Origin of the sequence: Acidovorax temperans (assembly GCF_006716905.1) — a bacterium.
In the GTDB taxonomy this organism is placed as follows: Bacteria; Pseudomonadota; Gammaproteobacteria; order Burkholderiales; family Burkholderiaceae_C; genus Acidovorax; species Acidovorax temperans.
Genome location: NZ_VFPV01000003.1, coordinates 254,952 through 268,773 on the forward strand (window position 1 = coordinate 254,952; position 13,822 = coordinate 268,773).

Annotated in this window: 14 protein-coding genes; 4 read left to right on the forward strand and 10 right to left on the reverse strand. The window is 63.3% G+C overall.

From position 1 onward, the window contains the following. Positions 1 to 186 precede the first annotated feature (186 nt). The 3 genes from BDD18_RS16025 to BDD18_RS16035 all read right to left on the reverse strand — a co-directional run bounded on the left by BDD18_RS16025 (position 187) and on the right by BDD18_RS16035 (position 3,576). Positions 187 to 1,275 carry an IS5 family transposase gene (locus BDD18_RS16025; RefSeq protein ID WP_142081327.1) on the reverse strand — a complete coding sequence of 363 codons (1,089 nt, stop codon included), beginning with the start codon at positions 1,273 to 1,275 and terminating at the stop codon, positions 187 to 189. A gap of 261 nt (positions 1,276 to 1,536) precedes the next feature. Next, entirely contained in the window at positions 1,537 to 2,334 is a 798-nt protein-coding gene (locus BDD18_RS16030) for a MetQ/NlpA family ABC transporter substrate-binding protein (protein WP_142084390.1), read from the reverse strand. 150 nt (positions 2,335 to 2,484) lie between these two features. Further along, complete coding sequence (locus BDD18_RS16035; RefSeq protein WP_142084392.1) at positions 2,485 to 3,576, reverse strand: DUF6817 domain-containing protein; 1,092 nt, start codon at positions 3,574 to 3,576, stop codon at positions 2,485 to 2,487. Between the two features lie 243 nt (positions 3,577 to 3,819). Between BDD18_RS16035 and BDD18_RS16040 the strand changes: the two genes are divergently transcribed. Then, a complete protein-coding gene (locus BDD18_RS16040) occupies positions 3,820 to 5,556 on the forward strand; it encodes a cation:proton antiporter domain-containing protein (RefSeq protein ID WP_142084394.1) in 1,737 nt (578 codons plus the stop codon). Between the two features lie 21 nt (positions 5,557 to 5,577). Here BDD18_RS16040 and BDD18_RS16045 read toward each other — a convergent pair whose 3' ends face one another. From BDD18_RS16045 to BDD18_RS16070, 6 genes are all read right to left on the reverse strand, one after another. Further along, positions 5,578 to 6,204 (reverse strand): Lcl C-terminal domain-containing protein, encoded by a 627-nt coding sequence (locus BDD18_RS16045; RefSeq protein WP_244939122.1) that lies wholly within the window; start codon positions 6,202 to 6,204, stop codon positions 5,578 to 5,580. Positions 6,205 to 6,473: 269 nt separating this feature from the next. Then, on the reverse strand, positions 6,474 to 7,139 hold the full coding sequence (locus BDD18_RS16050; protein ID WP_066696705.1) for a methionine ABC transporter permease: 666 nt from the start codon (positions 7,137 to 7,139) through the stop codon (positions 6,474 to 6,476). Positions 7,140 to 7,144: 5 nt separating this feature from the next. Beyond that, positions 7,145 to 8,200: a methionine ABC transporter ATP-binding protein gene (locus BDD18_RS16055; RefSeq protein ID WP_044402034.1), complete on the reverse strand. Its 1,056-nt coding sequence runs from the start codon at positions 8,198 to 8,200 to the stop codon at positions 7,145 to 7,147. 130 nt (positions 8,201 to 8,330) lie between these two features. Continuing rightward, a complete protein-coding gene (locus tag BDD18_RS16060) occupies positions 8,331 to 9,536 on the reverse strand; it encodes an MFS transporter (RefSeq protein WP_142084396.1) in 1,206 nt (401 codons plus the stop codon). A gap of 148 nt (positions 9,537 to 9,684) precedes the next feature. Beyond that, the gene (locus tag BDD18_RS16065) at positions 9,685 to 10,326 is read right to left on the reverse strand and encodes a CoA transferase subunit B (RefSeq protein ID WP_044402031.1); all 642 of its coding nucleotides are present in this window, start codon (positions 10,324 to 10,326) and stop codon (positions 9,685 to 9,687) included. 32 nt (positions 10,327 to 10,358) lie between these two features. Continuing rightward, positions 10,359 to 11,066, reverse strand: a complete 708-nt coding sequence (locus BDD18_RS16070) for a CoA transferase subunit A (protein ID WP_142084398.1) — start codon at positions 11,064 to 11,066, stop codon at positions 10,359 to 10,361. 76 nt (positions 11,067 to 11,142) lie between these two features. On the opposite strand from BDD18_RS16070, the gene BDD18_RS16075 reads away from it, so the two are divergent. After that, positions 11,143 to 11,688: a PAS and helix-turn-helix domain-containing protein gene (locus tag BDD18_RS16075; RefSeq protein WP_142084400.1), complete on the forward strand. Its 546-nt coding sequence runs from the start codon at positions 11,143 to 11,145 to the stop codon at positions 11,686 to 11,688. A gap of 11 nt (positions 11,689 to 11,699) precedes the next feature. On the opposite strand, the gene pcaC is transcribed toward BDD18_RS16075, so the two are convergent. Next, positions 11,700 to 12,089 (reverse strand): 4-carboxymuconolactone decarboxylase, encoded by a 390-nt coding sequence (gene pcaC, locus BDD18_RS16080; protein WP_111868430.1) that lies wholly within the window; start codon positions 12,087 to 12,089, stop codon positions 11,700 to 11,702. A 62-nt stretch (positions 12,090 to 12,151) separates the two neighbouring features. Here pcaC and BDD18_RS22135 point away from each other — a divergent pair, with 62 nt between their 5' ends. Continuing rightward, positions 12,152 to 12,307, forward strand: a complete 156-nt coding sequence (locus tag BDD18_RS22135; RefSeq protein WP_170207417.1) for a hypothetical protein — start codon at positions 12,152 to 12,154, stop codon at positions 12,305 to 12,307. 23 nt (positions 12,308 to 12,330) lie between these two features. Beyond that, a complete protein-coding gene (locus BDD18_RS16085; RefSeq protein WP_111868442.1) occupies positions 12,331 to 13,779 on the forward strand; it encodes a catalase in 1,449 nt (482 codons plus the stop codon). Positions 13,780 to 13,822: the final 43 nt, after the last annotated feature.

Genomic DNA, 13,822 nt, shown 5'->3' on the forward strand with positions numbered 1-13,822 from the left:
AACCATAGCTGGCAGCGCTTACCCAGAGCGCCTTAGCAGGCCGTTGAAAAAGTGGGCATCGAACGCATCAGGGACGCTGTTTTCGAAGAAACGAGTGGCCCAGACGCGTCTGCGCAGCGATTGCACCGGCCAATCTGGCCTGTTTGCAGGCCATCTCGCCCATTTCGGGCGCACGTATCCCCGGGCTCACGCATGATGCGCGTCCCACCAGCCGCCGATGCTGCCCATGCGCACCAGGTTGTAGGTGGCAAAGCACAGCAGCGCCTGACCCGTGAGCTTGGCCTGACCGATGAGCTTGGTCTTGGCCAGACCACCCACGGTCTTGATCCAGCCAAAGGCCTCCTCAATGCGCTTGCGCACCTTCTGACTGGTCTTGTAGCCCTCGTGTCGGGTGATCCGGGCATCCACCGCCGAGTGCTTGTCCTTGGCCGCCACGTGCGGCGTGACCTTGAGCTTTCGGCAGCCCTTGATGAAGGCCTTGCTGTCGTAGCCCTTGTCGGCCCCGACCGTAGCCCGCTTGTTCTTGTTGTCCCGGCGCCCAAGCATCGCGAGCGCCGCCTCGCGCTCGGCGGTGCCGCTGGCATGGGTGATCTCCACGTCCACGATCAGACCGTTGCGGTTTTCCATGAGGATGTGCGCCATGTGGCACAGGCGAGCCTTGTCGCCCGCGCTCTTCTTGAACAGCCGGGCATCGGGGTCCGTGGTACTGGCGTGGGTGTCGTTGCAGCGCTGCTGTCCTTTGAAGTCCACCTCGGGATTGCGCCCCTCAGTCGGGGTTTGGTCGTCGTCCCGGCGCTTGAAACTTTTGTGCGAGGCCCAGGCCTCGATCAGCGTGCCGTCCACGCTGAAGTGTTCGTCGCTGGTCAACTTCGCCCAATCGGCGGTGTGCTTGACCCGCTCGAAGAAGGCGCGGGCCAAGTCTTCGTTGAAGAGCCGCTCGCGGTTGGCGCTGAAGGTGGAGTGGTCCCAGACCTTGTCCTCGATGTTCAGGCCCACGAACCAGCGGTACAGCAGGTTGTAGTTGACCGCTTCGACCAACTGGCGCTCGCTGCGGATGGAGAACAGGATCTGCAGCAGCAGGGCCTTGAGCAGCATCTCCGGCGGCACCGAGGGGCGGCCCCGGCGGGCGTACACCGCGTCGAACTCGCGGTTCATCGTCGCCAGCAGCGCATCGACTGCGGCGCGCAGTTTGCGCAGCGGGTGTGTCTGCGGCACGCGCTCTTCAAGGCTGATGTAGCTGAACATCGCCCCCTGGAAGTCTTGGTTGCCTCTCATCGTCCTCGTCTGGGTTGTTCGCCGATGGCTTCAGATCGTACTGGCCGACGCCAGCGTCGGCGGGGGATTTTTCAACGGCCTGTTAGAGGCCAATTTTGCTTAAATGACCGGCGTGGGGGCTACATCACTCACTCCACAGCCTGAGCGGGCGGCGGCACGTCATTCAGCGCATTCACCCCATCACGGCCGAAAAAAAGCGGGCCGAAGCCCGCTGAATGTTGGAGCCTGGTACCGGCGTCGCCACCAGCACCCACCTGACCCTTAGAAACCCGGGATCACAGCGCCCTTGAACTCGGTCTGGATGAACTTGCGCACTTCTTCCGACTGGTAGGCCTTGACCAGCTTGGTCACCCAGGGCTTGTCCTTGTCGGCTTCGCGCACTGCGATCAGGTTGACGTAGGGGCTCTTGGCGCTTTCCTGCGCAATGGCGTCCTTGCCAGGGTTCAGGCCTGCGGACAGAGCGAAGTTGGTGTTGATGGCAGACGCGTCCAGGTCATCCAGCGAACGGGGCAACTGGGCGGCGTCCAGCTCCACGAACTTGATCTTCTTGGGGTTGTCGATCACGTCCAGCGGCGTAGCCTTCAGGCCCGCTTCGGGGCGCAGCTTGATCAGGCCCTTTTCCTGTAGCACCAGCAGCACGCGGCCGCCATTGGTGGGGTCGTTCGGAATACCGAACTTCGCACCTTGCTTGAGGTCGTTCAGGCTCTTGATCTTCTTGGAGTAGATACCGATGGGGAAGTTGACGGTGTAGCCCGCAGACACGAACTTGTAGCCACGGTCCTTCACCTGCTGGTCCAGGTAAGGCTTGTGCTGGTAGCTGTTGGCGTCCAGGTCACCCGAAGCCAGCGCGGCATTGGGCTGCACGTAGTCGCTGAACTCGATGACCTGGATCTTCAGGCCGTCTTTCTCGGCAACCTTCTTCACCACTTCAAAAATCTGTGCGTGGGGACCACCCGTCACGCCAATTTTCAAGGGCTTGTCTTGCGCCATGGCGCTGGCAGAGAAACCAGACACCAGGGCCAGAGCGAGGGCGGATTGCAACAGAGAGCGCTTGTTCACGGAAAACACCTTTCGTATGGAGATGTTTCCGATCGTACGCAGCAATTCTTAAAACTCAAAAGAATAAGTTTTAATTATCTTAGCCAGCAATTAGCATGAAGGGCATCAGCCGTGGCAGCCACGGTCGCATGCAAACTGGGCCCGCCAGCCTCAATGCGCTCCGCGCAGCGCGACGTTGTTGAGCTTGTCCAGGCGTTCTGGCCAGGGCCCGCCCTCGGCGGCTTGCAGCAGGATGCGCGTCCAGGCCACCCAGGCGTCCCACTGCACACGCTTGTCCCACGAATTGCCCCAGGCACTGAACAGGTGCAGCGCGCTGCTGGCGGCCTGCTTGGCATCGTCGTGGCGGCCTGCGGAGAGGTACAGCTGCGCCAGCACCATTTGCGGCTCGCCCACCCAGGGGTTGTGGCGCACCGCGCTTTCAAGCACACCCGTGGCCACGTCCAGGTCCACCAAAGGCTGGTCTTGCTGGATGACCGACCAATACAGCGACGCCGCTGCGGCCTCGTTGGCTGCCGACAAATGGTGATTGCAATGGCCAAACACCGGCGGCGTGGGCAGCAAGTCCTTGAGGCCGGGATGCTTCAGCGCTTTGGACAGCCCATTGATCTGGTGCACCATGCGGCCGGTGGGGCGCATGGGCCCCGGCCACAGCGACGCCGCCCAGTGCACCGCCTGCGGCCGGTGCTGCACATGCGGAAAGCGCGAGTAGATATCGTCCTGCCAGCTGAACCACTGCTCAATGGTGTCTGCCATGCTCACGATGGTGAAGGCGGCCACCTCGTAGGGCGTGAGCCGGTGCTGCGTGCCGTCTTTGTCGAGCAGCAGGCTGCCATCCGCCTCCATGCCCTGCCCCAGCACCTTCTGCACAAACTGCGTGCGCGACTGCGTGCAAAACAGGTAGACCAAGTGCTCGGCACTCTCGCCCACCAGTTCACGCAGGCGCGCACGCTCGCTGGCGGGGTCAAACTTGACCAGATCCACAAACGCATTGCCATACACGCTGTGCAGCAAGCCCAGCAGGCGCACATCGCGCGGTTGCTGCCACACGGTGAGCGATCGGGTTACCCCCACCAGGTGGTGCCGGAAGGTGCCCGCCTTGTGCCAGTCCTGCCCCACATTACGCGCCAGCACGGTGGGCAGCACGGGCGCCAGTTCAGGGTCGCGGGCCAGCCACTCGTCGTCCAGCAGGGGCTGGGCGCGGGCAAACAGGTCAGGGTCGAAGGTCTGGAACGGAATGGGCATGGTGGTGTTGTCTCCAATCGGGGTTGAGTGGCGTGCTCATGCGGCACGTTGTTGTATGCCAAGTATGGCGCGAACACACCGAGAAGCCACGCGGTAAAGCCCTTGCCAGAGCAGAACGGTTGGAACAGAAGCTGCTTTGCTTGATACTGCACCAACGTTGTGCCGCGCTTGGCTGCCGGCCATCGCGCCGGGATTCTCTGCGGCCTCCCCCCTTTCTTGGCTGACCCACACCTTCCACCAGGCATGGACCACAACCTGACCTTGATCACCACCATCGCTGCCGGATTTGGCGGGGCGCTGGTGCTTGGCTTCCTCGCCGAAAAGCTGCGCCTGCCGGCCCTGGTGGGCTACCTGCTGGCCGGCATTCTGATTGGCCCTGCCACGCCGGGCTTTGTGGCCGATGTGCACATTGCCTCGCAGTTGTCCGAAATTGGCGTGATGCTGCTGATGTTTGGCGTGGGCCTGCACTTCTCCCTGGGCGACCTGCTCTCGGTGCGCCGCCTGGCGGTGCCGGGCGCGGTGGTGCAGATGAGCGTGGCCACCCTGCTGGGCATGGGGCTGGCGTGGTGGATGGGCTGGGGCGTGGGCAGTGGGTTGATTTTTGGGCTGTCGCTCTCATGCGCCAGCACGGTGGTGCTGCTCAAGGCGCTGGAGGCGCGGGGCGTGCTCGATTCGATGAACGGCCGCATTGCCGTGGGCTGGCTGGTGGTGGAAGACCTGGCCTGCGTGCTGGTGCTGGTGCTGATGCCGCCGCTGGCCGGTTTGCTGGGTGGTGGCGCAGCGCCTGCCGAGGAGGCACGCCCGCTGTGGCAGGCCTTGGGCCAGACGCTGCTGCAGGTGGCGGCATTCATCGCCCTGATGCTGCTGGTGGGCCGCCGCGTGCTGCCCTGGCTGCTGTGGCAGGTGGTGAAAACGGGCTCGCGCGAATTGTTCACGCTGTCGGTGATTGCTGCGGCCATCGGCATTGCCTACGGGGCTTCGGCACTGTTCAGCGTTTCGTTCGCTTTAGGGGCCTTCCTTGCTGGCACGGTGATGCGCGAATCGGCCCTCAGCCACCGCGCCGCACAAGAGTCGCTGCCGCTGCGCGATGCGTTCTCGGTGCTGTTTTTTGTATCGGTGGGCATGCTGTTCGAGCCCAGGGTGCTGGTGGAGCAGCCGCTGCCCGTGCTGGGCGTGGTGGCCATCATCATGGTGGGCAAATCGCTGGCGGCATTGGCGCTGGTGCTGTCGTTCCGCTACCCCTTGAACACGGCCCTGACCGTGGCGGCCAGTCTGGCGCAGATTGGCGAGTTTTCGTTCATCCTGGCCGGCCTGGGCGTAGCCCTGGGGCTGCTGCCTGCCGTGGGCATGAGCCTGGTGCTGGCGGGGGCCTTGATCTCGATTGCGCTGAACCCCTTGCTGTTTGCTGCCATCGCGCCGCTGCAAGCCTGGCTGCTCAAACGCTCGGAACTGGCCCGCGAGCTGGAAAGGCGCGATGACCCCTTTGCCGAGCTGCCCATGAGTACCGAACGCAAATATCTGGAAGGGCAAGTGGTGCTGGTGGGCTACGGCCAGGTGGGCCGGGGCATTGCCAAGGCACTGGCTGCAGCCAGCATTCCCTGCATCGTGGCCGAACAAAACCGGGAGCTGGTGGAATCACTGCGCCACGCGGGCATTGCCGCCGTGTCGGGCAACGCAGCAGAGCCGGAAGTGCTGATCCAGGCCCACATCGCCAACGCCGCCATCCTGGTCATTGCCATCCCAGACACCCTGCATGTGCGGCAGATGGTTGAAATTGCCCGTGCGCTGAACCCCCACATCGAGATCGTGGTGCGCAGCCACAGCGAAGAAGAATCGGCCCTGCTGCGCGCCGACCAGGTCGGCACGGTGGTGGTGCGCGACGAAGCCCTCACCCAGGCCATGACGCGGCACATCCTGCAGCGCTTCGAGGCCGACCCGGCATCAGCATCCGGCCCCCTGCAGGCGAGCCCGCAGCACTGAGGGCGGCGGGCTTCTGCGGATTCAGGGCTCTACAGGCAGCGGCCGCACCAGCCGCACCGGCAGCTTCGCGTCCTTGCTCACGTCCTTGCGCGACTCCCCCGTGCGCAGGTTCACCGCCCAGCCATGCAAATACGACATCTGGTTGACCGTGCTGCCGGTGCGGCTCTGCATCGCGTTGCCATAGGCGTATTGGTTTTGCTGCGCCGACTTCACGTCGGAGGTCGATGTCCAGGTCCAGTCCAGCGGCGCGGCAGGGAACACCGTCAAATCCAGCCCCGGTGGCTGGGCCGATTTGTTGAACAGACGCTGCAGCTCTGGAACGCGCGGCAGGCGCCAGTTCACGCCCTCGGCCTTCCAGCGCTCCACCGCACGGGCCCGGGCCTCGGCGCGGTCCAGCATCAGCGGCTTGCCGGTGCAGGTTTTGCCATCCCAGGCCATGCCCTCCACGCAGCGCGCCCAGATCAGTTTGAGCCGCTCATCGGTGACGTAGGTGCCGTCTGCAGACACCACCAGCCCGTTGGCAGCCACCGGTTCGGCCTGCGCCATTGCGGCACCCGCGCTGGCAAGCCCCAGCCAGGCCATGCACGCGCCCCGCAGCGTGGCCACAGCGGCCCTGCGAGAGATGGACAGAGGTTGAAGACGTTTCATGGCAGCCATTCTTTCATGCACCCGGCCAGGCCGGTAATGCGTTTGTACATCCGCGCGGCCACTTTGCCCAGTTCACCACGGCGCGCTCTGATGCAGATCCAACGAAATGCTCTGAGGCCCTGCCCTGCTTTTGCCATAGGCTTCGGGTCTATGGTCGGCAGCCGCCAATCAACCTCAAACAAAAATAGCCGCTAGCGCTTATGCAGCAAGCGCTGGCAGCTATCAAAAGAGAAGCAAATCGCAACCGTAGGCTGTGAAGCCCGCAGGCTTTACCGGTGGCTGAGCTTGCGCACCGCCCAGTCGCCCAGGCTTTGCACGGCCTGCACGAAGAAGATCAGCACCAGCACCACGGCCAGCATGATTTCCGGCAGGAAGCGCTGGTAGCCGTAGCGGATGCCCAGGTCACCCAGCCCACCGCCACCAATGGCGCCCGCCATGGCAGAGTAGCCCGTCAGGCTCACGAAGGTAATGGTCAGGCCCGCAACAATGCCGGGCAGCGCCTCGGGCAGCAGCACCTTCCAGACGATCTGGCTGGTGGTTGCGCCCATGGCCTGTGCGGCCTCGACCAAACCGTGGTCCACCTCACGCAAGGCGGCTTCCACAAGGCGCGCCACAAAGGGCGCCGCAGCAATGGTGAGCGGTACCACGGCAGCGGCCGTGCCGATTGACGAGCCCGTCACAAAGCGCGTGAGCGGAATGATGGCCACCAGCAAGATGATGAAGGGCGTGGAACGCACCGCGTTCACCACCCAGCCCACCAGCTTGTTGACGGGGCCGTTTTCCAGCACGCCGCCGTGGTCAGTCAACCGCAGAAACACGCCCAGGGGAATGCCCAGCAAAGCGCCCACCACGCCTGAGATGCCCACCATGACGATGGTTTCCCACAGCGAGGTGACGAACAGCTCCAGCATGGCTTCGGTGAAATTTGCAAACATGGCCCTTACCTCCCGCTCTCAACAACTTGCACTTCCACGCCGCTGGCGCGCAAATGCTCTACCGCCCCGTTCAGGCGCGCTGGCTCGCCCGTGGCATACAGCGCCAGCGAGCCAAAGGTCTGGTCCTGGATTTCATCGACCTGCCCGTGCAGGATGCTCATGTCCACGCCGTACTCGCGCACCATGCGCGAGAGCACCGGCTGGTAGGCGTTGTCACCCGAGTACGACAGGCGCAGCAACTGGCCTACATGCCCCGGCGCCGTGGTGCGCAACTGGCTGGCCAGCTGGTGCACATGCTGCAGCACGCTGGCGGGCAGCTCTTGCGGCAGGATTTCGTCGATCAGGCTCTTGGTGATGGGCTGCTGCGGGCGGGTGAACACGTCCAGCACGCGCCCTTGTTCCACGATTTGGCCGGCGTCAATCACAGCCACGCGGTCGGCCACCTGCTTGATGACCTGCATCTGGTGGGTGATGAGCACCACCGTCAGGCCCAGTTCGCGGTTCACCTGGCGCAGCAAGTCGAGGATCGAACGGGTCGTCTCCGGGTCCAGCGCCGAGGTGGCCTCGTCGCTGAGCAGCACCTTGGGCCGGCTGGCCAGCGCGCGTGCAATGCCCACGCGCTGCTTTTGGCCGCCGCTGATTTGCGCGGGGTAGCGGTCGGCCAGCGCGGCCAGGCCCACCAGCTCCAGCAGCGGGCTCACGCGTTCGCGAATCGCGGCTTTGTCCATGCCCGCCAGCTCCAGCGGCAAAGCCACGTTGTCGTACACGGTGCGTGACGACAGCAAGTTGAAGTGCTGGAACACCATGCCAATGTCGCGGCGCGCCTCGCGCAACTGCGAGTCGTTCAGCTTGGTCAGGTCGCGGCCATTGACGATGACTTCGCCCCGCGTGGGCCGGTTGAGCAGGTTGATAACGCGCACCAGCGAGCTTTTGCCCGCGCCGCTGCGCCCGATGATGCCGAACACCTCGCCTGGGGTGATCTGCAGGTCAATGCCCCGCAGGGCCTCCACCGGGCCTTGTGAACCCTGGTACGTCTGGGTGATGCCCCGTAAATGAATCATGCAAACAAATCGCGCCGCCCAGGTGCATCACCCGCTGCGGCGCTGGAAAGTTGGGTAAGGGGCTGGACTGTATAACTTCGCTATAAAAAATCAAACCATCGAATAATTACGTCATAAGAAACGCAGGTTATTAGGCTGCCGCACTGCGCTGGCGCAACGACCGCGAAATGACCACGCCCAAGGCAATCACCCCCACTGCCGCCGCCGTGAACACAGGCACCAGCCAGCCCCTGTCCACACTCAACGCCATCAAAAACACCCCGGCTGATTGCCCCAGAAACAGCAGGCACGCAAACAGCGTAACCGCCATGCCCCGCGCCTGCGGCGCCATCTGGGTGGCCTGCGTCTGCAGGGTGTTGTGCAGCATGTAAAAGCCCAGCCCCGCCGCAAAGCAGCCCGCCACAGCCCATGCCACAGAGGGCGACCAGGCCAGTAACAACAAGCCGGTGGCGATGGCGCTGGCCCCCAGAAGCGCCAGCCCGTGCTCTCCCAGCAAAGCCAGCCAACGGCGCGCGAACAGGCTGTACACCAGACCGCCAATGCCATACAACACCATCACCCCACCCGCCGCCGCTGCCGACAGGCCATACCCCTCCACCATGCGGCTGGGCACAAAGGCCAGCGTGCCAAACGCCAGCGCGCCTTCAATGGTGACCACGGTGAGCACCCAGCGCACGCGCGGCATGGCCAGCAGCTGGCGGGTGTTGGCAAGGTAAGCGGCCAATGAAAAAGGCGCAGAGGATTGACTCGCGCTGCCAACACCTGGCGTGGACGCATTCACCTGCCGCCACAGCAGTGTGGCAGCCGTGGCAAACAGGAACGCCAGCACCGCAAATGCCACGCGCCAGCCCAGCGCCTCCACCGCAAAGCCGCCAAACCACTGGCCGGCCATCATCCCCGACACCGTGGCCACCATCAGCCCGGCCAAAGTCTCCTGGCGCTGCTCGTAGGGCACCTGGTCGCCAATCCAGGCCATGCACAGCGGGATGATGCCCGCCGCCGAAGCGCCCATGGCCGCCCGCGATACCACCAGCGCCGTGAGGTTGGGCGCCAGCGCCGTGATGGCGCTGAAGAACGCACACGCCGACGTGGCCCCCAGCACCACGCGGGTTTTGCCCAGACGGTCGCCCAGCGGGCCATAAAACAGTTGCAGCACGCCATACGCCACCGCAAAGGCCGCGATCACGGCCGAGGCATCACCGGTGCTGACGTTGAACTCCTGGGACAAGGCCGGCAGCATCGGGTCGCACACGCGCATCGAGGCCATGCTGGCAAAAGCCGCCAGCGCCATGAAGCGCAACGTGCGTTGGGTGGATTCAGGGGAAGTGGAATGCATGGCGGCGATTGTCACGACTTCGTCAACGAAGCGCTGGTCGGGGTCTGCAAGGCCCTGCATTCAAGCGCGAGGCGGAAATGCAAACAAAAAAGGCCGACTGCCACGCGGGGCAATCGGCCTCTTCATTCAGCTAGCAAACAGCGGTGGTTCAGCGCAGCAAGGTCACGCCGGTTTTGGACTGAATCTGCTCAAAGCTCACGCCAGGAGCCAGTTCCACCAGCTTCAGGCCTTCGGGCGTCACATCCATCACGCCCAGGTCGGTGATGATGCGGTCCACCACGCCCACGCCCGTCAGGGGCAAGGTGCAGCTGGGCAGAATCTTCAGGTCTTCGGTGCCGTCCTTCTTGCGGGCCACATGCTCCATGAGCACGATCACGCGCTTGACGCCCGCCACCAGGTCCATGGCACCGCCCATGCCCTTGACCATCTTTCCAGGGATCATCCAGTTGGCCAGGTCGCCCTTTTCGCTGACTTGCATCGCGCCCAGGATGGACAGGTTGATCTTGCCGCCCCGGATCATGGCAAACGACTGGTCGCTGCCAAAGATGGATGAGCCCTTGATGGTGGTGACGGTCTGTTTGCCGGCGTTGATCAGGTCGGCATCCACTTCGTCTTCGGTCGGGAAGGGGCCAATGCCCAGCATGCCGTTTTCGGACTGCAGCCACACTTCCTTGTCGGCAGGCACAAAGTTGGCCACCAGGGTGGGGATGCCAATGCCCAGGTTCACATAAAAGCCGTCTTCGAGCTCGTGGGCGGCACGGGCCGCCATTTGGTCTTGACTCCACGACATAGTTCGTTCTCCAGCGGTTCAGTGGTGCGGGCTCAGACGCCAGCCTTTTCGGTGATGGTGCGCTTTTCAATGCGCTTTTCGGGCGTAGGGTTGTGCACGATGCGGTGTACGTAAATGCCCGGCAGATGGATCTGGTCGGGCACCATGGCACCGGTTTCCACCACTTCTTCCACTTCAACAATGCAGATCTTGCCGGCCATGGCTGCGGCAGGATTGAAATTGCGGGCCGTCAGGCGGAACTGCAGGTTGCCCGACTTGTCGGCGCGGTGCGCCTTGACCAGCGCCACTTCAGGCACCAGCGAACGCTCCATCACGTAGGTTTCGCCATCGAACTCGCGCAGCTCCTTGCCCTCGGCCACCACCGTGCCCACACCGGTCTTGGTGAAGAAGGCCGGGATGCCAGCACCGCCCGCGCGCAGCTTTTCGGCCAGCGTGCCCTGGGGGGTGAATTCCAGCTCCAGTTCGCCGGCCAGGTATTGGCGTTCGAACTCCTTGTTCTCGCCCACATAGGACGAAATCATTTTTTTGATCTGGCGGGTTTCGAGCAGCTTGCCCAGACCAAAGCCGTCCACGCCGGCGTTATTGGAGATCACGGTGAGGTTCTTGACGCCCGAATCACGCAATGCGTCGATCAGTGCCTCCGGAATGCCGCACAACCCGAATCCACCCACGGCCATGAGCTGGCCATCTGCAACCACGCCTTCAAGGGCTTCGGCCGCGGAGGGAAATAACTTGTTCACCACGATCTCCTTGTGTATTTGGATGCGCTACGATACTACTTATCCGAATAAGTAGTACCCCGTAAAGATTTGCACTATGGACGTTGATTACCGACTCGCTTTCGATATGGCCCCCGTAGGCCTGGTGCTCTCACGCAACCGCACCATGGTCGACTGCAACCGGCATGTCTGCGAGATGTTTGGCGCTTCGCGCGAGGTCCTGATCGGCCAGTCGTTCCAGATACTGTATCCAAGCGCAGACGAGTATGAGCGCCTGGGCGCACACATGGAGCCCATCCTCAACGCCAAGGGCCACTACGCCGACAACCGCATCATGAAGCGCGCCAACGGCGAGGTCTTCTGGTGCCATGTCTCGGGCCGCGCGCTGAACCGCGATGCGCCCCATGAATCGGGCATCTGGAGTTTTGAAGACCTGAGCGCCCAGCGCCCCGTGAAGGCCGATTTGACGGGCCGCGAACGCGAAGTGGCAGCGCGCCTGCTGGAGGGGCTGACCTCCAAGGAGATCGGCCGGACGCTGGAAATCAGCCATCGCACGGTGGAGATTTACCGGGCACGCCTCATGCGCAAGTACAACGCGTCCACCGCAGCAGACCTGGTGCACAAGCTGCTGGCCGGGGGCTGAAAGAAAGACGTTCAGCCCTGCTTCGGCCCGTCGATCACCTCAGCGGCCGTGCGAAAAGCCTCCACCGCCGTGGGCACGCCGCAGTAGATGCTGGCGTGCAGCAACACTTCCTGGATTTCTGCCGCCGTCGCACCGTTGTTGAGCGCGCCGCGCACATGGCCCTTGAGCTCGTGCTGCTTGCCCAAGGCGGTAAGAAAAGCCACCGTGATCAGGCTGCGCGTCTTCATGTCGAGTCCTGGGCGCTGCCATACATCGCCCCACGCATTGCGAGTGATGAACTCCTGAATAGGCTGCGTGAACTCTGTCACACCGTCGAGAGCACGTGCAACGAAATCCTCTCCCATCACCGCTTTACGCTGAATCAATCCAGCGTCGTACTGGGCCTGTTGGTGCGCGTCCATGGTCTTGTACCTTTATACAAAACCGTTATCATGCGGCAAGGCTTGGAATGCCTATCGCCACCATGCAGAAATACGATCCCCGCGACCTTGCGGTAAAAATAGCAAAAATTGATAATCATTTCACTGGCGATACAGATGATCTATTCATCAGGTGCCGCCAAGCCTTCCCGCTTGCGCCTTGGCATTGCTGTGGCACGAGCGTTTTCCAGCCAGTCTGACCACCAATGAAAGGGACATCGCCATGACCAAACTCACCACCGTTGCAGGCGCGCCGGTTGCCAACAACCAGGACTCGCTGACCGCCGGCCCGCGCGGCCCCATGCTGCTGCAGGATGTGTGGCACCTGGAAAAGATGGCCCATTTCAACCGCGAAGTGATCCCCGAGCGCCGCATGCATGCCAAGGGTTCGGGCGCGTTTGGCACTTTTACCGTCACCCAGGACATCACGCGCTACACGGCGGCCAAAATCTTTTCTGCAGTGGGCAAGCAGACCGAAATGTTCGCGCGTTTTTCTACCGTGGCCGGCGAGCGCGGTGCGGCAGATGCCGAACGTGACATCCGCGGGTTCGCCATGAAGTTCTACACCGAAGAAGGCAATTGGGACCTGGTGGGCAACAACACGCCGGTGTTCTTCTTTCGCGACGCGCTCAAGTTCCCCGACCTGAACAAGGCCGTCAAGCGCGACCCGTACACCAACATGCGCAGCGCCGAGAGCAACTGGGACTTCTGGACCAGCCTCCCCGAAGCGTTGCACCAGATCACCATCGTGATGAGCGACCGCGGCATTCCGCGCGGCTACCGGCACATGCACGGCTTCGGCTCGCACACCTACAGCTTCATCAACGCGGCCAACGAGCGCTTCTGGGTCAAGTTCCACTTCGTGAGCCAGCAGGGCATTGAAAACCTGTCGGATGCCGAAGCCGCCGCCGTGGTCGCGGGTGACCGCGAAAGCAGCCAGCGCGACCTGCTCGAAGCCATCGACCGGAGCGAGTTCCCCCAATGGAAACTGTGCGTGCAGATCATGCCCGAGGCAGATGCCGCCACCTACCGCTTCCACCCGTTCGACCTGACCAAGGTCTGGAGCAAGAAGGACTATCCGCTCATCGAAGTGGGCATCGTCGAGCTCAACCGCAACCCGCGCAATTACTTTGCCGATGTCGAGCAGGCCTCGTTCACCCCCGCCAACATGGTGCCGGGCATTGGCCCCTCGCCCGACCGCATGCTGCAGTCGCGCCTGTTCTCTTACGGTGACGCGGCGCGCTACCGCCTGGGTGTCAACCACCACTCCATCCCGGTGAACGCGCCCCGCTGCCCCGTGCACAGCTACCACCGCGACGGTGCCATGCGCGTGGACGGCAACCACGGCGGCACGATTGCGTATGAGCCCAACACCAAGGGCGAATGGCAAGAGCAGCCTGCCTACGCAGAGCCACCGCTGGCCCTGCACGGCCCCGCCGACCGCTGGGACTACCGCGCCGACGACAACGACTACTTCACCCAGCCGGGCGACCTGTTCCGCCTGATGACACCCGACAAGCAGCAGCTGCTCTGCGAGAACACGGCACGCAACATTGCCGGGGTGTCCCAGCACATTGTTGACAAGCACATCGCGCACTGCACGCAGGCCGACCCGGCCTACGGCGCAGGCGTGGCGCGCGCCATCGAAGCGCAGCGCGCCGGTCGCCTCTAAAACGCCCCTGCGCGGACCAGCGCAGCAGCCCCCGCAACCGAGC

What these genes read in the sequence shown, in the direction of transcription:
- BDD18_RS16025 (WP_142081327.1), bottom strand. Translation starts at nt 1,275, where the DNA reads ATGAGAGGCAACCAAGACTTCCAGGGGGCGATGTTCAGCTACATCAGC.
- BDD18_RS16035 (WP_142084392.1), bottom strand. Translation starts at nt 3,576, where the DNA reads ATGCCCATTCCGTTCCAGACCTTCGACCCTGACCTGTTTGCCCGCGCC.
- BDD18_RS16040 (WP_142084394.1), top strand. Translation starts at nt 3,820, where the DNA reads ATGGACCACAACCTGACCTTGATCACCACCATCGCTGCCGGATTTGGC.
- BDD18_RS16045 (WP_244939122.1), bottom strand. Translation starts at nt 6,204, where the DNA reads ATGAAACGTCTTCAACCTCTGTCCATCTCTCGCAGGGCCGCTGTGGCC.
- BDD18_RS16050 (WP_066696705.1), bottom strand. Translation starts at nt 7,139, where the DNA reads ATGTTTGCAAATTTCACCGAAGCCATGCTGGAGCTGTTCGTCACCTCG.
- BDD18_RS16055 (WP_044402034.1), bottom strand. Translation starts at nt 8,200, where the DNA reads ATGATTCATTTACGGGGCATCACCCAGACGTACCAGGGTTCACAAGGC.
- BDD18_RS16060 (WP_142084396.1), bottom strand. Translation starts at nt 9,536, where the DNA reads ATGCATTCCACTTCCCCTGAATCCACCCAACGCACGTTGCGCTTCATG.
- BDD18_RS16065 (WP_044402031.1), bottom strand. Translation starts at nt 10,326, where the DNA reads ATGTCGTGGAGTCAAGACCAAATGGCGGCCCGTGCCGCCCACGAGCTC.
- BDD18_RS16075 (WP_142084400.1), top strand. Translation starts at nt 11,143, where the DNA reads ATGGACGTTGATTACCGACTCGCTTTCGATATGGCCCCCGTAGGCCTG.
- pcaC (WP_111868430.1), bottom strand. Translation starts at nt 12,089, where the DNA reads ATGGACGCGCACCAACAGGCCCAGTACGACGCTGGATTGATTCAGCGT.
- BDD18_RS22135 (WP_170207417.1), top strand. Translation starts at nt 12,152, where the DNA reads ATGCAGAAATACGATCCCCGCGACCTTGCGGTAAAAATAGCAAAAATT.
- BDD18_RS16085 (WP_111868442.1), top strand. Translation starts at nt 12,331, where the DNA reads ATGACCAAACTCACCACCGTTGCAGGCGCGCCGGTTGCCAACAACCAG.